Source organism: Massilia sp. Se16.2.3 (assembly GCF_014171595.1).
In the GTDB taxonomy this organism is placed as follows: Bacteria; Pseudomonadota; Gammaproteobacteria; order Burkholderiales; family Burkholderiaceae_D; genus Telluria.
Genome location: NZ_CP050451.1, coordinates 4,462,403 through 4,481,391, shown reverse-complemented (window position 1 = coordinate 4,481,391; position 18,989 = coordinate 4,462,403). Strand labels below are relative to the sequence as shown.

Genomic DNA, 18,989 nt, shown 5'->3' with positions numbered 1-18,989 from the left:
TTACAGGCGCAGCGCAGCGCGGTTGAGCACATGCACGACCATGGCGATCGCGTGCGGGATCATCTTGCGGCCGGCCGTCCGGCGAACGGCATGGTCGGTCGACGAGAGCACCGCGCCGCCGTTCGCATAGGAATAGCTGCCGCCCTGGCGCAGCAGCGGGCGCAGGTCCTGCGCGGTGGCGGCGAGCGGCGTGAAGTCGCCCAGGGCCGCCTGCACCAGTGCCGGATTGTTCAGGCCCTCGCTGTAATAGTAATCCTCGGCCCATTCTTCCCAGCCGGTGTGGTTCGAGCCGGAGGTGCTCCAGGTATGGTGCGGCTGCAGCAGGTCGGTCGCATGCAGCGCAAAGCCCAGGGCCTGGGCCGAGGGCGCGGCCAGGAAGCGTGCGAACCAGTACTGGGCCAGGTTGTCGATCGGCTGGAAGGGCATGGTCTGGAAGTCCTGGTACATTCCAGGGGTCGAGTAGCCGCCCAGGCGGTAGTTCGCTTCGGTCTTGCCGTAGCTGTTGTACTTGCTGCCGTCGCCGAACCAGCCGTCCATGCCGCCGGGGCCGTCGTCGAGGTAGTCGTTGGCCAGCCAGGACGCGGCGATCTTGTCGACGTCGCCGTGCACCGCGTTCCTCGCGTAGTCGTAGCCGCCGAAGGGATTGCCGTGCACGTCCTTGCCCGCCGTGTGGTTCTGGAAGTGCCAGTAGGAGCTGTAGGCGCCGGCTTTCAGGTTGCCCCAGACCGGCGCCGGCTGGCAGTTGCCGGTGGTGGCGCCGCAGATGAAGGTGTCCTGGAAGTCGTCGACGTCGACTGCCGCCTGTGCGAGGGCCTTTGCGAAGCCGTCGATCGTGTAGCCGGCTTTCGTCACCCCCGCGACCAGCCTGGCGTAGTTGGTCGTGTCCGGATGGGCCTTCATGTAGCCGACCGCGTCGAGGACGATGCGTCGGTGCGTTTCGCCATGCCAGGCCTGGGCCGGCGCGGTCCAGGTCAGGGCGCCTGCGACAGTCGCTGCGATGGCGGTGCGGGTCAATCCGATGTTCATGGTTCTCCTTGTGATGGCGGGTGTCGTGTTCGTGAAAATGCGGCGCCGCTCAGGCGAGCATGGCGATGCCGTGGTCATGGCGGTCGGTCAGGATCTCGAAGGCGGCCCGGTGGCGTGCGTGGTAGCGGCGCGGCGGCTGGCCGGGCCGTTCGACGGTCAGCTCGCAGGAGGCCAGCTTGGAATTGAGGCAGGTCTTCGCGCCGCCCGGCGGATTCGGGTAGCGCAGGCCGACGAAGCGCGCCGGCGGCGCGGAGAATCGCAGCGCGATCCTGACCTCCTTCGTCGCCGCTGCGATCTCCCAGCTGAAGAAGTCGAAGCGGCCGCGCGTGCGCAATGCCCGGGTGATGCCGTTGAGCGCAAACTCGCGGCTGCCGATGCGCAGCACGAGCGGCGTCATCGACGGCGTCCAGAACGGCCCCGCCTTCACGCGCCCGGTCGCGCATTCGAGGAAGACGTCAAGGCCATCGTCGAAGCCGGCCACCTGTCCCCGTGCGTAGCTGTCGGTGTGGCGGCTGCCCCAGTTGTGGTTCTGGCTGCCGTGCCAGCCGTCGATGTCGATCTGCTGGCCGTCGACCTGCAGCTCGCCATCGAAGCGCGCGCCTGGCGACGGCACCAGCACTTTCGCCTGCGGGAAGGCACGCGCGTACAGGGCTTCCGGCATCAGGAGCAGCGGCACCTGGTGGCTCGCGTAACCCAGCATCCAGGCGATCGCGCCTCCAGTGCCGCCAGTGCTGGTGCCGCAGCTTGCGCCGCCGACCAGGCAGGCATCGCCCGGTGGGAGCCGCCGATGCGGAGATCGGGACCCTCGGCGCCGATCTCGCAGTCCGCCAGCGGGAAGCAGTCCCGGGCCGCCGTGATGCGTTCGCGTTCGCCGTCGAAATAGACGGCCCAGAGCTCGCCGCTGGCGTCGTCGGGCCACCCCCGGGGCTGAACAGGGTATAGCGGATCCAGAAGGCGAGCGGGCGTTCGGGATGGTTGGCGCGCACGAAATAGCTTTCGTAATGTCCCGCGGGCGTGCCCGGCTCGAAGCGGCAGCGGTTTGCTTCCGAACGCTGCATCATGCGCTCATCCCGCCAGTCCAGCCGTCCCGCGCGCCGCGCAGCGGCCGGAACACGCCCGCCATCCGCTGGCGGAAGGCCAGCGGCGCATAGCCGGTCCAGTTGCGAAACGCGCGGCACAGCGAGGACTGCTCGTCGAAGCCGATCTCGGCGCCCAGGTCGGGCAAGGCGGCCTCGCCCCGCATCAGCGCAATCACGGCATGCTGGGCGCGCGCGGCGTTGAGGATCTGGCGAAACGAGCTGCCCTCACGGCGCAGGGCGCGCTGCAGCGAACGCGGTCCCATGCCCAGCCGCGCGGCGACGCTGCCCTCGTCGGCATCGGCCAGCGGCAGGGCGCCGCCCAGCAGTGCGGCGACCTGGCGCGTGGCGCGCATGCCGTCGGCCACCGGGCCGTGCAGGGCGGCGATGGCGCAGTGTCCGAGCCAGCCGCCGATGGCAGCGCTCAGTACCGGATCGGCAAAGCGCGGGCGGGCGTCGAGCAGCTCGGCCGCGATCGTCACGCCATAACTGCAGGTCTCGAAACGCACCGGACACTCGAACACGCCGTCGTAGATTTCCATCGGCGCGATGCGGCGGTGGCGCAGCGACACCTGGACCACGTCGACGTGTTCACCCAGCAGGTAGCGCCCGAACGACACCCAGCCGGACAGGATGCCTTCGACCACCGCTGGCGAGACTGCCAGCACCGGTTGCCAGTTCAGGTGCAGCTTGTCCCCGCGTCGGCGTACCGTGGCGCGGCCCAGGGTGCTGGTAATCGATTCGAGCTGGGTCAGGTGGCGAATCGCTTCGCCCAGGGTCGCGGCGCTGGCGGCGGCGATGCCGAGCATGCCAAAGCCGGCGCCGCCCACGCGGGTGCCGAAGCGCAGGCCGAGCGCGTTGTCGCCCAGTTCGCGCGAGGCGCGCCCCATCAGCGTGTCATAGCTGCTACCGCACAGGCGCGGCGGCGTGGGCAGATCGCTGCCAACGCGCGCAGGCGCGGTGGCGGGCGGCAAACCGCGCTCACCGAGGAAGGCACCCAGCGCGTCGGCATACAGTGTCGACACGCTGGGCGTGCCGCGCCCGATCCCTTTCGATCCGATGGTGCCCCTCACCTCAGACAGCCCAGGGGAAGAAGGTTTTCGCCAGGTCGCCGAACACCGTCTTCAGGAACAGGATCCGCACCGCCAGGTCTTCGTACCAGGGCGTGGCGATGGTCTTGAACGAGAACGAGAAGCTCGCCATCGTCGCCGGCTTCCACCATTCGAAGTGCAGCTCGGACGTCCAGGCGCTGCCGTAGAGGAGCTCCTGCACGGTCGGCTGCGGCTGGCCCGCCGCCTGGAACACGCCGTGCAGCGTGGTCATGTCGTCGATCATGTCCATGCCGGCGTTGTTGTAGACGTGCTTGACGCCGACGAACTGCAGGCCGGGGCCGGCAAAGCGATAGGTCAGCAGGCGACCCGGATCACCTGTCAAATTCGCGCCCGGCGCAGGTGCCAGGATCTGCAGCGTTCCCGTGACGGGGACGGCGGGCAGGCGATCGAGAACCGCCTTGCCGCTGACGGTGGCCGCGTAGTTCTGGTTGCTGCGCCAGGCGTCGATGTCCTTGATGACGATGTCGAAATACACGCTCACCTTGCGGTATTCGCCCCCATGGTAAGCGTAGCCATGCATCTCTTCGGTGAACGACAGGCCGCGTGCCCACGCCAGAACAGGCAGCACCAGCATTGCAACCAGTATCAGAAGTCGTTTCATGATCCGTTCCTCACAGGCGATAGTGGTCGGCGGCGCGTTCTGCCAGCGCCGCGATGGTAAGCAAGGGATTGGCGCCGATCGAGGCGGGCGCGATCGCCCCGTCGATCACGCGCAGCCCCGCGTACACGGCCTGCGCGCCGCCATGCGGATTGAAGACCTGGCCGTCGGCATTGACGACGCCGTCCTCGACCCGGTCGGCCATCGGGCAGCCGCCCAGCGGATGGACGGTCGTCATCGCGCCGCCGAAGATCGGGCTGGTGCGCGGACTGTCGGTGAACTTGCCATTGAAACCCCTGCGACAGCTGGGTCATCTCGGCGCGCATGCGCGCGACAAACGGCTCCTTGGCCAGGCCCGGCCAGACCACGCGCGGGTTGCCGGCGCTGTCGAGTTCGACCCTGCCGCCGGCGCTGTCGTGGCCGATGCCGAGATAGACCATGCTGTGGTTCAGGGCGCCGTCGGTGCGGCGCGCGGTCGCGTCGCGGGCGATCCGCTGGGTCGCGGCAAATTCCGGCATCAGCCCGGCCGCCAGCGGCAGGCTGACGCGCAGCGCGTCGACCAGCGCGCTCGGGATGGCGGCGTCCTGGATCAGGAAGCGCTGCTCGAGCGCGGTGCCTGGCTTGCGGTAGTCGGCCGCTGTCGTGATGGTCGGGCCAACCCTGGCTTCGCCGAAGGGCGCGGGGGCCGTGCCGAAGCCCATGACGTTGGTCTGGATGGCCGTGTTGTAGGCCAGGCCGAGCAGGTCGCCGTTGGTCGAGAAGCGGGTGCCGAGGGCGGGCGAGAGTGCCAGGCCCCGTGCCCGCGAGCGCAGCAGGATCCCGGTGCTGCCCGGGGAGCCGGCGGCCAGCACCACGCTGGCGGCAATCACCGGCGCTGTACCGTGGCGCCACCATCGGCGCGGTACAGGACGTGCAGGCGCCAGCGGCCGTCAGGCAGGCGCTCGATCCAGTCGACTTCCATGCGCGAGAAGATCTCGGCGCCGGCGCTGCGCGCCAGCGGCAGGTAGTTGACGTCGAGGGTGTTCTTGGCGCCGACGCGGCAGCCGGTGACGCAGTCGCCGCAACCGGTGCATGCGGCTTGCCAGACGCCTTGCGCATTCGGTGCGTCGCGGTAGCGGCGCAGGTTGACGGCGATCGGCATGGCGCGTGGCGTGACGGCGATCCCCGGCGCTGGCGTGCCTTGGCGCTCGAGAGGTGAAACCAGTTCTTGCGCAGGGCATCGCCCTCGACGACGCTGTCGACGCCCAGCATGGTGCGTACCCGTGTCTCGTAGGCGTCCATCGCGCCGCTGGCGTAGGCGGTTCTGGATCGCCTGTGGCCAGCGGTTGAAGACGTCGCGGTCGGGCGCGAGCACGACGCCGCAGTTGATCAGCGAGGTGCCGCCGATGCCGTTGCCGCTCAGGACGTCGACGGTGGCGCCAATGCGGTAGTCGAACAAGCCATCGGGTTTGGCGGACGAACGGAACTGGGCCAGGGTGTCGGCCAGGCCGACCGCGAAGTCGCCGGGAGCCCACTCCTTGCCGCGCTCGAGCACGCACAGGCGGCGGCCGGTCGCGAGGCGCGCTGCCATGACGGCGCCCCCCGTAGCCGGAACCGACAACCACCACGTCGTAGGTATCGCGCAGCTCGCCCGCGCTGCGGCTCAAGGCGGTGCGTGGGGGCAGGCTTGCCGCTTGCGAACCGGTCGGCAGGCTGGCGCCCGCGACCAGGGTTCCCAATGCAGCCATGAAGTGACGCCGTTCGACGCTGCGGTCCGACATGGTGGGCTCCTCGTGAAGTGGAGCGGCCAATTTAGTTGACGAATTTGCCACTGTCTTGTCCGAATGCGACAGCGCCAGGTGCGATCACGCCAGTCGAAGGCAATCCGTAAGCGATATGAAATCGGCATGGCGGCAATGCGATGTTCCCAACAAAAAGCCCGACAGGCGTCGCCATGGCGATAAGATATGGATGATGCAAATTTGCATTATTTATATGGAGAAAAAACGTCTCGTCCGACGGTGGAAATAGACGTCGTCGGCAAGGTGAAGTTCAAGTAGCCTGTCGTGCGGGTATCGGCGGCTCGCCGGCCCGCCGCTGCCCTGCGCGTGTGTCGTGATCGGCATGCGCCGTTTTCTCCGTTCGCACGCTTTTGCAACTTTCCATTACAAAAACACGATGGAAGTTGCGGGAGCGGTATCGTATAAGTCATGCCTGTCCCGCATGACCAACAAGGAGAAAACATGTCCCTTCCAAGAACCTTCCTGATCGCGGCCCTGGTGCTGGCCGCCCACGCCCCGGTGGGCGCGCAGACGGCGCCGGCAACTAGCGGCACCCTGGTAATCGTCCCGGCGGTGGGCGAAGTGCGCGCCGCCAACGACCAGGCGACCCTCATGTTCATCGTCGAAGAGCACGACAAGGACAAGAACGCCGCCGCGGCGCGCGTGAACCGGAAGATGAAGGAGGGCACCGAGATCGTGCGCCGCCTCGATCCGAAGGCGGAACTGAAAACCCAGGGCTATTTCACCTACCCCGTGTATCCTGAGCCGCCGGTCGAACCGCTGCCTGCCGGCCGCGCGCCCCTGAAACCGGTGCCGATCGGCTGGCGCGTGGGCCAGTACCTGCAGGTAAAAACCCTGAACCTGGAGGGGCTGCCGAAAATGGCGGCGGCCGCCCAGAAAGTGCTGGCGATCGACGGCATCGAGTTCGGCCTCAGTCCGGCCAGCGAAAAAATGCTGGACGACCGGCGCATCAACGAGACCTATCGCAACCTGAACGAACGCATCGTCTCGATCGCGCGCGCCATGGGACGCCAGCCCGGCGAGGCCGTGCTCGAGACGGTGGACTTCGAGGCCTCCGGCAACTACGGCGGCGGCCGCAACGACATGGCGATGATGGCGGCACCCGAAATGAAGGCAAGGGCGCGGGGCGGGGAGATGCCGGAACCGAGCTTCGAGCCCGGCGATACGACGCTGCAGATGCGCCTGGTGGGAAAGGTGAAGTTCCGCTGAGCGGCAGGCGCATGATGCCAGTCAGTAAAGACGACGTCTTCCAGGAACGATGCACAGAACTGTAGGGGGGGCGGCTAAACCCGAACGCGTGCCCGCCCGCTGCTGGAATGCCGCCCACGCGTGCAAGCACACTATGAAACCTCGCGACGAATCGCCGGCTGGTTGAACGCGTGGGCGGCACCAGCCTTGCCGGTTCGCTAGCCGAAGGGGTGGAGCCGCCCACCCTAAAGGTCTGTGCATCATTCCCGGAAGAGTAAGCGCCGCCACATTGGCGTCGGAACGAACAAAGCATGGCGTACATGACCAGCATGGAGCAGGCGCCGGGCTTTCCTGGCCAGCCCCGGCGTCCTGGCCGCGCGCCTGGAGCGTTTCCGATGAGGTTCCAATAGTATCCGTTCGCTAACAAGCCGTTCCCGCCTCTATAATGCGGAGAACGGCGCTGTTGCGCGAACATTTGAATACGGAACTTTATGCCAGCCTTCCCACGACGCAAGAAAACCGCAGGTGCGCCCCGGACGCCACGTTTCTCCCGCCTGAGGCGCTTCGGCCGCCGCGCCGAGGACAAGCAAGGACCGCGCGGGCGCGGCATCTACCTGCTGCCGAATGCCTTCACGACCGGGGCCCTATTCTGCGGTTTCTATGCGATCGTGATGGCAATGAACCACCGCTTCGAGTACGCCTGCTGGGCCGTGTTCGTCGCCATGGTGCTCGACGGCCTCGATGGACGCATTGCGCGCCTGACCAATACCCAGTCGGAATTCGGCGCCCAGTACGACTCGCTGTCGGACATGGTCTCCTTCGGCGCCGCGCCGGCGCTGGTGATCTACGAGTGGTCGCTCAAGGGGCTGGGGAAACTCGGCTGGATCGCGGCCTTCGTCTATTGCGCGGGCGCCGCGCTGCGCCTGGCGCGCTTCAACACGAATATCGAAGTGGTCGACAAGCGCTTCTTCCAGGGCCTGCCCAGCCCGGCGTCGGCCGCGCTGGTGGTCGGCTTCATCATGATGATGATCGACCCGGACATCAACGTCAGCGCGCGCCAGGTGGACTGGGTGAGCTGGGGCATCGCCGTGTTCGCCGGCCTGACGATGGTCTCGAACGTGCCCTTCTATAGCTTCAAGGACGTCAACTTCAAGAAGTCGGTGCCCTTCATCGTCGTGTTCCTGATCGCGCTGGGCTTCGCGCTGGTGGCGATCGATCCGCCGAAGGTGCTGTGGCCGATCTTCGTCGTCTATGGCCTGTCGGGCTATGTCGTGTTCGTGCTGCAGCGGGCGCGCGGCAAGAAAGTATCGATCATCCCGACCGACGACGAGCCGGTTGCGTAAATGCCGCGCCGCTCCCGGTGGAGCGGCGCGTTTGCTAGTTCCGTAGCGGCGGACGCCGGGTCGAGGGCGGGGGCGCGTCGTTCCATTTCTGGGACCTTGCCGGCTGTTCGCTTTCCTCGCAGCTGGTGATTTTCGGCTTCAGGCCGCGGCTCATCGAATCGATGCCGTCCGGTGCATGGTGCGATTCGTAGGTGACGCAATAGGTACCCGCGGCGCCCACCACGCGGTAGCGCTTGCGCCCATAGCCGCCCGGGTCGAGGATTTCCTCGGTTTTCGCTGCCTGGTACCAGCGGTTCGGCGCCAGCTCGGCAGCCCGGGCAATCCCTCGTTCCAGCTTCATCTGCTTCGTCTCGATCGGCGCTTCGATGCCGCGCCGCGGGCGTTCGCTACGCAGGTCGCGGTCGATGTCACCCACGGCGGCGCGTGCCCTGTCGAGGACGCTGCCGCCCGGCGCGGTGGGCGCCACCGGTTCTGGCGCTGCTGGCGGGGGGGGTAGCGCGGACGCCGCCGACGTGTCTGGCGCGATCGCAACCGGCTGCGGGTCTTCCTGTAGCGGGCGTGTTCGCGGCTGCGGGCCTCGCCCGCCCCTGGTCGTCGAGGGCGAGGCGGGCAGGGCAGGGGTGCGCTGCACGCTCTGGTCACGCAGCGGCGCCGGTATCAGGCGCAGCAGCATGGCGGTCTCCGCCCTGTTCTCATGGACGCGGGGTGGCTTCGACAGTTGCCAGAGCGAGATCAGCAGGCCATGGACAGCCAGCGAGACGCCGATGCCGGCCAGGTAGCGCTGTTTTTGCGGCGATGGGTGTGCCAGGTTCATGGCACGGCAGTATACGTGCCGTTGTTGCCCTTTAGATCATGCATATGTAAAAAATTGCATAGAGCAAGAACCTTGGCTCACCACATGTTCCTGTCGCGCACTTCGAACAACGGGTCCGGGCCGTTGAGCATTTGCTGCACCACGCCGTGCGCGTCGAAGTGCACGTGCATCAGCGAATTCCATACGCCCGCCTCGCGGTAGCGGTAGGACCACACTTCGTAGTCGTGCGAGGCCACGCGCGAATGCTCCGCGGGGCGCCCGACAGTGCGTAGCACCTCGTCCTTGGTGGCCTTGCCGATCCTGATGGCCGCGAACTTCTCGCCAGTGAGCACCTGTTCATAGGACTGCAGCCGGCCGTCGGCGCCGATGCGCGCCATCCAGGTGAACTGGCCCATCGGTCCGGTGGCGTATTCGAACAGCTGGCCATCGGGCAGCGGATACACGTTGGTCGGCTGCCCCATCTTCGCGGTGACGCTGGCGACCGGATCGCCCACGGCCGGTGCCTGGCGGAAGAGCGGCGCGCTGCAGCCGCCCAGGGCCAACGCGCCGCATAGTATTGCCATTCTTGTCAGGTTCTGCATGAAACGCCCCCGAAAACACATCGACAACCCAGGATGCGGCCGCCAACCCTTCGCAAAGGCTGGTGGCGCCCACCGTTTTCGCATATACTGGCGGGTCTGTCCGCAAGGGCAGGTTTTTTTAACATAATCACGGTGCGCTGGGTTCCGACTCTTGCACCGCATGTGAAAGGTAACATCATGACCGTAGAAAACATCAACAAGTCCGCGATCATCGCGGATAACGCACGTGCCCAGAACGATACCGGTTCGCCGGAAGTCCAGGTCGCACTGCTGACCGCACGCATCAACGAACTGAACGGCCACTTCAAGGCCCACCAGAAAGACCACCACTCGCGCCGCGGCCTGATCATGATGGTCAACCGTCGTAAGAGCCTGCTGGCTTACCTGAAGCGTAAGGATGCAAATCGTTACCGTGACCTGATCGCCAAACTCGGCCTGCGTAAGTAATTTTTGCGCCAGACGGTTTAGTCAAAGAAATGCCTGCGTCAGTTTGACTGTCGCGGGCATTTTTTGTTTGCGCGTTTGTTGTTTTTGTAAGGCAATAAGCGGCCTGCGAGGCGCCCTTGGCGGGAACTTCGTTGGCCGTGCGTGGTGAGAGGTGAACGACAGCCCCTGAAAATCTGTCGGCAAATAGAAAGGGATTACCCATGTTTAATAAAGTTACGAAAACCTTCCAGTACGGCCAACATACCGTCACCCTGGAAACTGGTGAAATCGCCCGTCAGGCAAGCGGCGCCGTCATGGTGTCCGTCGAAGACACCGTCGTGCTCGCTACCGTCGTCGCGAAGAAAGACGCGAAGCCAGGCCAGGACTTCTTCCCGCTGACCGTCGATTACATCGAGAAAACGTACGCTGCCGGTAAAATCCCGGGCGGTTTCTTCAAGCGCGAAGGCCGTCCTTCCGAAAAGGAAACCCTCACCTCGCGCCTGATCGACCGTCCGATCCGTCCGCTGTTCCCGGAAGGCTACCTGAACGAAGTCCAGGTCATCATCCACGTACTGTCGGTCAATCCTGAAATCGATCCGGACATCCCTGCGATGATCGGTGCCTCGGCCGCCCTGTGCGTCGCCGGCATCCCGTTCAATGGCCCGATCGGCGCCGCCCGCGTCGGCTACGCCAACGGCCAGTACATCCTGAACCCGAGCACCACCCAGCTCAAGACCTCGCAGATGGACCTCGTCGTCGCCGGTACCGAAACGGCCGTGCTGATGGTCGAATCCGAAGCGCAGCAGCTGTCCGAAGAAGTCATGCTGGGCGCGGTCGTCTTCGGCCACGAGCAGATGCGCGCCGTCATCGACGCCATCCACGCCCTGGTCGAAGAAGGCGGCAAGCCGGAAGTCGAGTGGAGCGCACCAGCCAAGAACGAAACCCTGATCGGCCAGGTGGCCCAGCTGGCCTCGGAAAAGATCCGCGACGCCTACCAGACCCGCGAAAAGTCGGCGCGCCAGCAGAAGCTCAAATCGCTGTCGTCGGAAGTCATGGCCCAGCTGGCCGAGCAGGGCGTCAGCGCCGATGCGGCCGAAGTCGGCAACATCCTGTTCGACATGGAAGCCAAGGTCGTGCGTTCGCAGATCCTGGACGGCGAGCCACGCATCGACGGCCGCGACACCCGCACCGTGCGTCCGATCGCTATCCGTACCGGCGTGCTGCCGCGTACCCACGGTTCGGCCCTGTTCACCCGCGGCGAAACCCAGGCGCTGGTCATCGCCACCCTCGGCACCGCCCGCGACAGCCAGAAGATCGACGCGCTGATGGGCGAGTACACCGACGACTTCATGATGCACTACAACATGCCTCCGTTCGCCACCGGCGAAACCGGCCGTGTGGGCACCCCGAAGCGCCGCGAAATCGGCCACGGCCGCCTGGCCAAGCGCGCACTCGTTGCAGCGCTGCCATCGCCTGAAGAGTTCAGCTATTCGGTGCGCCTGGTGTCGGAAATCACCGAATCGAACGGTTCCTCGTCGATGGCATCGGTCTGCGGCGGCTGCCTGGCACTGATGGACGCCGGCGTGCCGATGAAGGCGCACGTCGCCGGCATCGCCATGGGCCTGATCAAGGAAGGCGGCAAGTTCGCCGTCCTGACCGACATCCTGGGTGACGAAGACCACCTGGGCGACATGGACTTCAAGGTCGCCGGTACCACCGCGGGCATCACCGCCCTGCAGATGGACATCAAGATCATGGGCATCACCAAGGAGATCATGCAGGTGGCGCTGGCGCAAGCCAAGGAAGCCCGCCAGCACATCCTGGTCGAGATGCAGAAGGCCGTGCCGAGCGTGAAGACCGAACTGTCGGACTTCGCACCACGCCTGATCACGATCAAGATCAACCCGGACAAGATCCGTGACGTCATCGGCAAGGGCGGCGCCGTCATCCGCGCGCTGACCGAAGAGACCGGCACCCAGATCGACATCACCGACGAAGGCGTCGTGACCATCGCGTCCGTCGACGCTGCCGCCGGCCAGGAAGCCAAGCGCCGCATCGAAGAACTGACCGCATCGGTCGAAGTGGGCAAGACCTACGACGGCACCGTGCTGAAACTGCTGGACTTCGGCGCCATCGTGCAGGTCATGCCTGGCAAGGACGGCCTGCTGCACATCTCGCAGATCGCCAACGAGCGTGTGAACGCCGTCGCCGACTACCTCAAGGAAGGCCAGCAAGTGCGCGTGAAGGTCCTCGAGACCGACGAGCGCGGCCGCCTGAAGCTGTCGATGAAGGCTGCCGATCCTGTGGAAGGCGCGGCGCAGTAACCAGTCTTCGCAAGCGGTGCTGCCGCTGTTGAAACCAAAAACCGCCAGTGCGTGAGCCTGGCGGTTTTTTGTTTTTGCCATGCTTCGATGGACGGCGGTGCGGCAAGCCACTAGACTGCCGGGCTATCGTCATTTCGGAGCACGCCGTGGGAATCCTGGACTTTTTCAAGCGCAAACCAACTCCCGCCGCATTCGCGGACATCGTCATGAAGGAAGCCAGGAAGCGCGGATTCGACGGCCCCATGGAGTTCGACGAAGCGAATTTCCGCATCCTCATGGGCAGCGATAACGTCGTCAACCTGCACAATTACTATCACGACTACTGCCAGGCAAGCCGTGCCGGACGGGCGAACGTGATGGCCAAGTATGCCAATCTGTTCGTTCGTAACGAGATTCCCGCATCCTTCGCCGCGGCCCGGCGCAACCTGCTGCCGGTACTGCGCACGCGCGCCTTTCAGCAGGCGGCCGGCCTCGGACCTGCGCCCGCACGCGGCGGCGCCGAGGGCGGCTTTGCCACGACCGCCTTCAGCGACGATACGGTGCTGATGCTGGCCTACGACAGCGAACACGTCACGCACGTGCTCGGCGCCGGGCAGCTCGTCGAATGGGGTGTGGCGGTCGCCGAGGCGAACGCGGTTGCGCTCGATAACCTGCGCGACCTCGGCGCCGAGAAATTCGTCCAGATATCGCCGGCCCTGTTCGCCAGCGACTGGAACGATGCCTACGACTCGTCCAGGCTGCTGCTGCCCGACCTCGTGCACCGCGTGGCCGGCACGCAGCCGGTGGCGATGATTCCCACGCGCGGGCGCATGCTGCTTTCGGCCTCGCGCACGAAAGAGGACCTGCTCGAGCTGGTGCGCTGCGCCGGCATGGCGATCGACGATGAAGGACGGCGCGTGTCGACGGTGATGTACGCGTTCATCGATGGCCGCGCCGAGCGCTTCGTGCCCGAGGACGAGGAGGTCGCGCGCGCCCTGGATGACCTGCGGCGCAAGGCGCTGCAGGAAGACTATGCCGACCAGAAGCACCTGCTCGACCAGCACTACGAGAAGGAGGGCGTCGACCTGTTCGTGGCGAGCTACATGCTCTACAAGGGCGACGACGAACGCCTGTTCAGCGTAACGGTCTGGACCGAGGGAGTGGAGACGCTGCTGCCTTGCGCCGACCGGGTCGCGTTCGGGCGCCTGGACGAGGGGGGCAAGGGCCACCACGCCGGCATCGTGGGCTGGGAGCAGGTCGTGGCAGCGGCAGGGCACCTGATGACGCCGGAGCCGGACACCTATCCAGTGCGCTACCGCGTGTCGCGCTTCCCGGAGCTGGCCAGCCTGGGCCTGTGACAAAGGGCTGCGCCGAACCCGGCTTTACAAGGAACCGCCGAGGCGCGAGCCCGGCGTTTTTTTCATGCCCGCCGCATGGCGCGCTACCCGCGCACGGCTGAAGTGTCACGTGAATCCAGGGCAAGAAGTGTTATAGTTAATAATTCTTTAATCTGGAACTGCTCGTGTGCGATTCGGGCAGCACTCCCTCTACCGACGACGCAAGGAACGAATCGATGACCACGAAGGACAACGCCGCCCGCATCAGCCAGCTCATCTCCGAACACGAAGCCGAGATCGGTTCGCAGTGGATTGCACAGCTGGAAGCGCTGACCATGCGCGGCAGCGCCAGCGCGAAGGAGCAGCTGCGTACCCATTGCCAGCAGTTCCTGTCGGTGTTCGCCCAGGCGACCCGTGCCGGCGAGCTGGAAAACATCGAGCACCGTTCGTGGGATGAAGCGCGCGACCTGCTGGCCGAGATTTCGTCGAACCGTGCCAAGACCGGTTCCACGCCGAGCGAAACGGCGACCTTCGTCTTTTCGCTGAAGCAGGCGCTGTTCAGCCAGATGGCTGCCGGCCTGGGCGACGACGCCGGCGCGCTGGCCGCCGCATCCTGGTCGATCAGCATGCTGCTCGACAAGCTCGGCCTGTACACGATCGAGGTGTTCCAGAAGGCCAAGGACCAGATCATCGTGCGCCAGCAGCAGGAGCTGCTGGAACTGTCGACCCCGGTCGTCAAGCTGTGGAACGGCATCCTGGCGCTGCCGCTGATTGGCACGCTCGACTCGGCCCGTACCCAGGTGGTGATGGAAAACATCCTGCAAAAGATCGTCGACACCGGCGCCGTGATCGCCATCATCGACATCACCGGCGTGCCGATGGTCGACACCCTGGTTGCCCAGCACCTGATGAAAACCATCGCCGCCGCGCGCCTGATGGGCGCCGACTGCATCATCAGCGGCATCCGTCCGCAGATCGCGCAGACCATCGTGCACCTGGGCGTGAACCTGGAAGACGTGGTCACCAAGGCGACCCTGGCCGACGCGTTCCTGGTAGCGCTCGAGCGTACCGGCACCTCGGTTGTCGTCACCAACAAGCACTGATCGAAGCGGAACGACATGGAACGCATTCCTATCCTGAGGATGGGCGACCTGCTCTTGGTCACCATCCAGGTCGACATGCACGACCGCCTGGCGATGACCTTGCAGGACGACCTGACCGAGCGTATCGTGCGCGATGGCGCCAAGGGTGTGCTGATCGACATCTCGGCACTCGACCTGGTCGATTCCTTCATCGGACGCATGATCAGCAATACCGCGGCCATGGCCCGCGTGCTCGACGCGCGGACCGTCGTCGTCGGCATGCAGCCGGCGGTGGCCATCACCCTGGTCGAGCTGGGGCTGACCTTGCACGGCGTGAAAACCGCCTTGAACGTCGAGAAAGGCATGGCCCTGCTCGGAAAGAACCTGAATAGATGAGTTCAGCGACTGATTCCGCAGTTGCGTTCGACACCCACTTGCTCGACCATCATGCGCGCTACCGCGTCGAGCGTGCGAGCCTGCCGCTGCGTGGCGACGAGGACGTCGTCGGGCTGCGCAGGCACGTGCGCGAACGCGCCGTCGCCATCGGCCTGTCGCTGGTCGACCAGACCAAGCTGATCACCGCGGCAAGCGAACTGGCCCGTAACGTCATCAAGTATGGCGGCGGCGGGGCCGTCCACCTCGACAAGCTCGTCGACGGCCTGCGTAGCGGTGTCGGCCTCGTGTTCGTCGATGCCGGCCCCGGCATCCCCGACCTCGACCTGGCGCTGCGCGACGGCTACACCACCGGCGGCGGCCTGGGCCTGGGACTGGGCGGCTCGAAGCGCCTGGTCGACGAATTCGCCATCGACACCCGCACGGGAGAGGGAACCGCGATCGCGGTCGTGAAATGGAAACGCTGATTACTTCGCGCGACACCCAGCTGAGCTTCCCTGTGGTGCACGCCAGCGACATTGCGGCGGCGCGCCGCGCCGGCCAGAGGCTGGCCACGAACCTCGGTTTCAGCGAGACCCGGGCCGGCGCGCTGGCGCTGATCGTCACCGAAGCCGGCACCAACCTGCTCAAGCATGCGGGCGAGGGCACGCTCTACCTGAACGTGGCGCAGTCCGAAGGCGTGCCCGGTGTCGACGTGCTCGCTGTCGATAACGGCCCCGGCATCGCCGACCTCGATGCCTGCCTGCGCGACGGCATGTCGACGGCGGGCACGGCAGGCACCGGCCTGGGCGCGCTCGGACGCCTGTCCGACGAGTTCGACGTCTGGTCCGTGCCCGGCAACGGGGCCCTGTTCTTCATGCGCCTGTGGCGCGACGAGGCCGGTCCCGGGCTGTGCCGGGTCGATGTCGGCGCCCTGACCGTGCCGCTGGTCGGCGAAGACGAGTGCGGCGATGGCTGGGGCGTATCCTGCGGCCCGACCGGCGCCACCCTGCTCGCCGCCGATGGCCTCGGCCATGGGCCGGACGCGGCCGCGGCTTCCCGGGCCGCGCTGGCGGAACTGGCGCACCGTCCGCAATCGGAACCGGGGGCCCTGGTCGAGGCCGCGCACCATGCGTTGCGTGTCACGCGCGGCGCCGCGCTGGCGGCCGCCCGCATCGATTTCGAACATGACACCATCCGCTTTGCCGGCGTGGGCAATATCGGCGCCTATGTGATCGACGGCGACAGCCGCCGTGCGCTGGTCTCGCACAACGGCATCGTCGGCCACAACATGCGCAAGGTGCAGGAGTTTTCGGTGCCATGCCCGCCGGGCGCCCTGTGCATCCTGCACTCGGATGGCATCCAGACCCAGTGGGACCTGGACAAATACCCGGGCCTGCTCGCGCGCAGTCCGGCGCTGGTGGCCGCGGTGCTGATGCGCGACTTCATCCGCCGCCGCGACGATGCCATGGTGCTCGTCGTGCGCCGCCGCGCGAGGCGCGCATGAGCCAGCGCATCCTCGTCGTGGCGGTCGAACGCGACATGGACGTGGTGCTGGTGCGCCAGCGCGCACGCCGGTGTCGATGGTGCTCGGTTTCACCAAGCAGGACCAGGTGCGCATCGCCACCGCGGTGTCGGAAGTGGCGCGCGCGGCTTGCCACGGCGGGGCGGCGGCACGGGTCACGTTTGCCCTGCTGGACGAGCACGCGCGCCAGCAGCTCGAGGTGACGGTGTCGGCTTCGTGCGTCCCGCCGCCCTATAGCGAAGCGGCCGCGCTCGCCGATGCCGCGGTGGTGACGGCGCACCGCCTGATGGACGCCTGTTCCGGTGGCGGCGCGGACGAGCCGGCGATACGGATGCGCAAGACGCTGCCGCCCCAGCAAGCTGTGGGCGCGGCGCGGCTGGCGCAAATCGCCGCCGAGCTGGCGGCGACGCCGGTTGCCAACTCGTTCCGGGAAGTGCAGCAGCAGAACCGCGAGCTGGTCGAGACCCTGGCCGAACTGCGCGAGCGCCAGGAAGACCTGCTTTCGCTCACGCGCGAACTCGAAGACACCAACCGCGGCATCGTCGCGCTGTATGCCGAGATCGAGGACAAGGCCGAGCGCCTGCGCCGCGCCGACGAGATGAAGTCGCGCTTCCTGTCCAATACCAGCCACGAGCTGCGCACGCCGCTGTCGTCGATCCGGGCACTGTCCAAGCTCCTGCTCGACCGCATGGACGGCGAGCTCACGCCCGAGCAGGAACGCCAGGTGCTGTTCATCGAACGCACCGCCACCGAGATGTCGGAGATGGTCAACGACCTGCTCGACCTGGCCAAGATCGAAGCGGGCCGGGTGGAAGCCCAGCCGGCGCCGGTGGTGGTCGACAACCTGTTCCGCGCCCTGCGCGGGATGATGCGCCCGCTGGTCGATGCCGAACGCGTCGAGCTGGTGTTCGACAACGGCGGCATCGACACGCCGTTCGACTCCGACGAAGGCATGCTGTCCCAGATCCTGCGCAACTTCATCTCGAACGCGCTGAAGTTCACCGAGCGCGGCTCGGTGCGCGTGGTTGCCAGCGCCGACGAGGCGCCCGGTACGATCACCTTTGCCGTGACCGACACCGGCATCGGCATCGATGCCGAACACCTGCAGCTGATCTTCGAGGAATTCACTCAGGTGGAAAATCCCCTGCAGCGGCGCAGCAAGGGCACGGGCCTGGGCCTGCCGCTGTGCCGGCGTTTGGCCGAACTGCTGGGCGGGCGCGTCGACGTCACCAGCCGTCCCGGCGTCGGCTCGACCTTCACGCTGACGCTGCCGCGTCGCTTCCCCCATCCGCCGCACCTCGATTCCTGAGCCGCGCCCGACAAAGCCGAACCATGACTGTCAATCCACTCATCCTCAACGTCGACGACAACGACGGCGCCCGCTACGCCAAGACACGCATCCTTCAAAGTGCCGGTTTCCGGGTGCTCGAGGCGTCCAGCGGCACCGACGCGCTGGCGATGGTGCGCGAGGAAGACCCGGCGCTGGTGCTGCTGGACGTCAAACTCCCCGACATCAACGGCATCGAGGTGTGCCGGCGCATCAAGGCCGATCCCGACACCAACTGCGTGCTGGTGCTGCAGACCTCCGCCGCGCTGACCGGGCGCGCCGACAAGATCCGCGGCCTGGAAGGGGGCGCCGACAACTACCTGGCCGCGCCCATCGAAGCCGACGAGCTGATCGCCAACGTCAACGCGCTGCTGCGCATGCGCCAGACCCAGGACGAGCTGCGCGAGAGCGAGGAGCGGTTTCGCCAGCTGACGGACAACATCGAGGACGTGTTCTGGATGTTCTCGGCGCCGGACGGCGCGCTCGGGTATGTCAGCCCGGCCTCACGCCGCCATCTGGGGCCGCAGCGTCGACTCGCTGCGGCGCCAGCATGCCAGCTGGCTCGACGCCGTCCACCCGGACGACCGCGCCCGCATGCAGGGGCGCTGGGCCGCGCTGGCGACCCAGCCGCACTACGACGAGGAATTCCGCCTCGTGCTGCCCGACGGCGCCACACGCTGGGTGCGCGACCGCCTGTTCGCGGTGCGTAACTTCCGTGGCGAGGTCTATCGCGTGGCCCGCGTCACCAGCGACATCTCGGCGCGCCGCGAAATGGAAGCGCTGCTGCGCGCGGCCGACGCCAACAAGAACCAGTTCCTCGCCACGCTGGCGCACGAGCTGCGCAATCCCCTGAGCCCGATCCGCAACGCGGCCGCGCTGCTGGGCGTGACGGCCGACAGCGGATCCGAGCGCCAGGCGCGGGCGCGCGAAGTCATCCTGCGCCAGGTCGACCACCTGGCGCACCTGGTGGACGACCTGCTCGACGTCGCCCGCATCTCGGAAGGCAAGATCGTGCTGCGCCGCGAAGAGGTCAACCTGGCGCCGTCATCGCCCAGGCGATCGAGACCGCCGCGCCCCTGATCGGCGCGCGCGAGCACC

At 66.5% G+C, this 18,989-nt stretch carries 20 protein-coding genes and 1 pseudogene; 13 read left to right on the top strand and 8 right to left on the bottom strand.

The window, feature by feature from the left end; translation table 11 throughout:
• The 5 genes from G4G31_RS20460 to G4G31_RS20440 form a co-directional block, all read right to left on the bottom strand.
• Entirely contained in the window at positions 1 to 1,026 is a 1,026-nt protein-coding gene (locus G4G31_RS20460; protein ID WP_229425152.1) for a phospholipase, read from the bottom strand.
• 49 nt (positions 1,027 to 1,075) lie between these two features.
• Positions 1,076 to 1,726 (bottom strand): hypothetical protein, encoded by a 651-nt coding sequence (locus G4G31_RS24640; RefSeq protein WP_202033664.1) that lies wholly within the window; start codon positions 1,724 to 1,726, stop codon positions 1,076 to 1,078.
• A 357-nt stretch (positions 1,727 to 2,083) separates the two neighbouring features.
• Entirely contained in the window at positions 2,084 to 3,175 is a 1,092-nt protein-coding gene (locus tag G4G31_RS20450; protein ID WP_182989154.1) for an AraC family transcriptional regulator, read from the bottom strand.
• 1 nt (position 3,176) lies between these two features.
• Complete coding sequence (locus G4G31_RS20445) at positions 3,177 to 3,815, bottom strand: hypothetical protein (protein WP_182989153.1); 639 nt, start codon at positions 3,813 to 3,815, stop codon at positions 3,177 to 3,179.
• A gap of 10 nt (positions 3,816 to 3,825) precedes the next feature.
• Positions 3,826 to 4,017 carry a GMC oxidoreductase gene (locus G4G31_RS20440; protein ID WP_229425650.1) on the bottom strand — a complete coding sequence of 64 codons (192 nt, stop codon included), beginning with the start codon at positions 4,015 to 4,017 and terminating at the stop codon, positions 3,826 to 3,828.
• Between the two features lie 233 nt (positions 4,018 to 4,250).
• Between G4G31_RS20440 and G4G31_RS20435 the strand changes: the two genes are divergently transcribed.
• Positions 4,251 to 4,442 (top strand): hypothetical protein, encoded by a 192-nt coding sequence (locus G4G31_RS20435; protein ID WP_182989151.1) that lies wholly within the window; start codon positions 4,251 to 4,253, stop codon positions 4,440 to 4,442.
• Between the two features lie 235 nt (positions 4,443 to 4,677).
• Here G4G31_RS20435 and G4G31_RS20430 read toward each other — a convergent pair whose 3' ends face one another.
• A complete protein-coding gene (locus G4G31_RS20430; RefSeq protein WP_182989150.1) occupies positions 4,678 to 5,382 on the bottom strand; it encodes a GMC family oxidoreductase N-terminal domain-containing protein in 705 nt (234 codons plus the stop codon).
• 652 nt (positions 5,383 to 6,034) lie between these two features.
• On the opposite strand from G4G31_RS20430, the gene G4G31_RS20425 reads away from it, so the two are divergent.
• Both G4G31_RS20425 and pssA read left to right on the top strand, forming a co-directional pair.
• Positions 6,035 to 6,802, top strand: coding sequence for an SIMPL domain-containing protein (locus G4G31_RS20425; protein WP_182989149.1), 768 nt, complete (start codon positions 6,035 to 6,037; stop codon positions 6,800 to 6,802).
• 470 nt (positions 6,803 to 7,272) lie between these two features.
• Positions 7,273 to 8,124 (top strand): CDP-diacylglycerol--serine O-phosphatidyltransferase, encoded by an 852-nt coding sequence (pssA, locus tag G4G31_RS20420; protein ID WP_182989148.1) that lies wholly within the window; start codon positions 7,273 to 7,275, stop codon positions 8,122 to 8,124.
• A gap of 34 nt (positions 8,125 to 8,158) precedes the next feature.
• On the opposite strand, the gene G4G31_RS20415 is transcribed toward pssA, so the two are convergent.
• Both G4G31_RS20415 and G4G31_RS20410 read right to left on the bottom strand, forming a co-directional pair.
• The gene (locus G4G31_RS20415) at positions 8,159 to 8,938 is read right to left on the bottom strand and encodes a hypothetical protein (protein WP_182989147.1); all 780 of its coding nucleotides are present in this window, start codon (positions 8,936 to 8,938) and stop codon (positions 8,159 to 8,161) included.
• A 77-nt stretch (positions 8,939 to 9,015) separates the two neighbouring features.
• Positions 9,016 to 9,501 (bottom strand): outer membrane protein assembly factor BamE, encoded by a 486-nt coding sequence (locus tag G4G31_RS20410; RefSeq protein ID WP_229425151.1) that lies wholly within the window; start codon positions 9,499 to 9,501, stop codon positions 9,016 to 9,018.
• A gap of 195 nt (positions 9,502 to 9,696) precedes the next feature.
• On the opposite strand from G4G31_RS20410, the gene rpsO reads away from it, so the two are divergent.
• The 10 genes and pseudogenes from rpsO (at position 9,697) to G4G31_RS28680 (ending at position 18,971) form a co-directional block, all read left to right on the top strand.
• Positions 9,697 to 9,966, top strand: coding sequence for a 30S ribosomal protein S15 (gene rpsO, locus G4G31_RS20405; protein ID WP_182989145.1), 270 nt, complete (start codon positions 9,697 to 9,699; stop codon positions 9,964 to 9,966).
• 200 nt (positions 9,967 to 10,166) lie between these two features.
• Positions 10,167 to 12,269, top strand: coding sequence for a polyribonucleotide nucleotidyltransferase (gene pnp, locus G4G31_RS20400; protein WP_182989144.1), 2,103 nt, complete (start codon positions 10,167 to 10,169; stop codon positions 12,267 to 12,269).
• 146 nt (positions 12,270 to 12,415) lie between these two features.
• Positions 12,416 to 13,606, top strand: coding sequence for a hypothetical protein (locus G4G31_RS20395; RefSeq protein WP_182989143.1), 1,191 nt, complete (start codon positions 12,416 to 12,418; stop codon positions 13,604 to 13,606).
• 215 nt (positions 13,607 to 13,821) lie between these two features.
• On the top strand, positions 13,822 to 14,688 hold the full coding sequence (locus G4G31_RS20390) for an STAS domain-containing protein (protein WP_182989142.1): 867 nt from the start codon (positions 13,822 to 13,824) through the stop codon (positions 14,686 to 14,688).
• 15 nt (positions 14,689 to 14,703) lie between these two features.
• Positions 14,704 to 15,063, top strand: a complete 360-nt coding sequence (locus G4G31_RS20385) for an STAS domain-containing protein (protein WP_182989141.1) — start codon at positions 14,704 to 14,706, stop codon at positions 15,061 to 15,063.
• A complete protein-coding gene (locus G4G31_RS20380; protein ID WP_182989140.1) occupies positions 15,060 to 15,527 on the top strand; it encodes an anti-sigma regulatory factor in 468 nt (155 codons plus the stop codon). Before G4G31_RS20385 ends, G4G31_RS20380 begins: the two co-directional genes overlap by 4 nt.
• Positions 15,515 to 16,546 carry an ATP-binding SpoIIE family protein phosphatase gene (locus G4G31_RS20375; protein WP_182989139.1) on the top strand — a complete coding sequence of 344 codons (1,032 nt, stop codon included), beginning with the start codon at positions 15,515 to 15,517 and terminating at the stop codon, positions 16,544 to 16,546. The genes G4G31_RS20380 and G4G31_RS20375 overlap by 13 nt, the downstream gene beginning before the upstream one ends.
• A gap of 76 nt (positions 16,547 to 16,622) precedes the next feature.
• On the top strand, positions 16,623 to 17,873 hold the full coding sequence (locus G4G31_RS20370) for a sensor histidine kinase (protein ID WP_229425649.1): 1,251 nt from the start codon (positions 16,623 to 16,625) through the stop codon (positions 17,871 to 17,873).
• Positions 17,874 to 17,896: 23 nt separating this feature from the next.
• Positions 17,897 to 18,193, top strand: a pseudogene (locus tag G4G31_RS28685) (response regulator); the annotation flags it as partial.
• A gap of 187 nt (positions 18,194 to 18,380) precedes the next feature.
• Positions 18,381 to 18,971 (top strand): histidine kinase dimerization/phospho-acceptor domain-containing protein, encoded by a 591-nt coding sequence (locus G4G31_RS28680; protein ID WP_308621792.1) that lies wholly within the window; start codon positions 18,381 to 18,383, stop codon positions 18,969 to 18,971.
• The last annotated feature ends 18 nt before the right edge of the window (positions 18,972 to 18,989 follow it).

Bases quoted from the DNA above. Each gene is read 5' to 3' on its own strand.
- G4G31_RS20435 (WP_182989151.1), top strand. From the start codon at position 4,251: ATGCTGTGGTTCAGGGCGCCGTCGGTGCGGCGCGCGGTCGCGTCGCGG.
- G4G31_RS20415 (WP_182989147.1), bottom strand. From the start codon at position 8,938: ATGAACCTGGCACACCCATCGCCGCAAAAACAGCGCTACCTGGCCGGC.
- rpsO (WP_182989145.1), top strand. From the start codon at position 9,697: ATGACCGTAGAAAACATCAACAAGTCCGCGATCATCGCGGATAACGCA.
- G4G31_RS20375 (WP_182989139.1), top strand. From the start codon at position 15,515: ATGGAAACGCTGATTACTTCGCGCGACACCCAGCTGAGCTTCCCTGTG.
- pssA (WP_182989148.1), top strand. From the start codon at position 7,273: ATGCCAGCCTTCCCACGACGCAAGAAAACCGCAGGTGCGCCCCGGACG.
- G4G31_RS24640 (WP_202033664.1), bottom strand. From the start codon at position 1,726: ATGCTGGGTTACGCGAGCCACCAGGTGCCGCTGCTCCTGATGCCGGAA.
- G4G31_RS20430 (WP_182989150.1), bottom strand. From the start codon at position 5,382: ATGGCAGCGCGCCTCGCGACCGGCCGCCGCCTGTGCGTGCTCGAGCGC.
- G4G31_RS28680 (WP_308621792.1), top strand. From the start codon at position 18,381: ATGTCAGCCCGGCCTCACGCCGCCATCTGGGGCCGCAGCGTCGACTCG.
- G4G31_RS20460 (WP_229425152.1), bottom strand. From the start codon at position 1,026: ATGAACATCGGATTGACCCGCACCGCCATCGCAGCGACTGTCGCAGGC.
- G4G31_RS20445 (WP_182989153.1), bottom strand. From the start codon at position 3,815: ATGAAACGACTTCTGATACTGGTTGCAATGCTGGTGCTGCCTGTTCTG.
- G4G31_RS20440 (WP_229425650.1), bottom strand. From the start codon at position 4,017: ATGGCCGACCGGGTCGAGGACGGCGTCGTCAATGCCGACGGCCAGGTC.
- G4G31_RS20425 (WP_182989149.1), top strand. From the start codon at position 6,035: ATGTCCCTTCCAAGAACCTTCCTGATCGCGGCCCTGGTGCTGGCCGCC.
- pnp (WP_182989144.1), top strand. From the start codon at position 10,167: ATGTTTAATAAAGTTACGAAAACCTTCCAGTACGGCCAACATACCGTC.
- G4G31_RS20380 (WP_182989140.1), top strand. From the start codon at position 15,060: ATGAGTTCAGCGACTGATTCCGCAGTTGCGTTCGACACCCACTTGCTC.
- G4G31_RS20385 (WP_182989141.1), top strand. From the start codon at position 14,704: ATGGAACGCATTCCTATCCTGAGGATGGGCGACCTGCTCTTGGTCACC.
- G4G31_RS20370 (WP_229425649.1), top strand. From the start codon at position 16,623: ATGGTGCTCGGTTTCACCAAGCAGGACCAGGTGCGCATCGCCACCGCG.
- G4G31_RS20390 (WP_182989142.1), top strand. From the start codon at position 13,822: ATGACCACGAAGGACAACGCCGCCCGCATCAGCCAGCTCATCTCCGAA.
- G4G31_RS20410 (WP_229425151.1), bottom strand. From the start codon at position 9,501: ATGGCAATACTATGCGGCGCGTTGGCCCTGGGCGGCTGCAGCGCGCCG.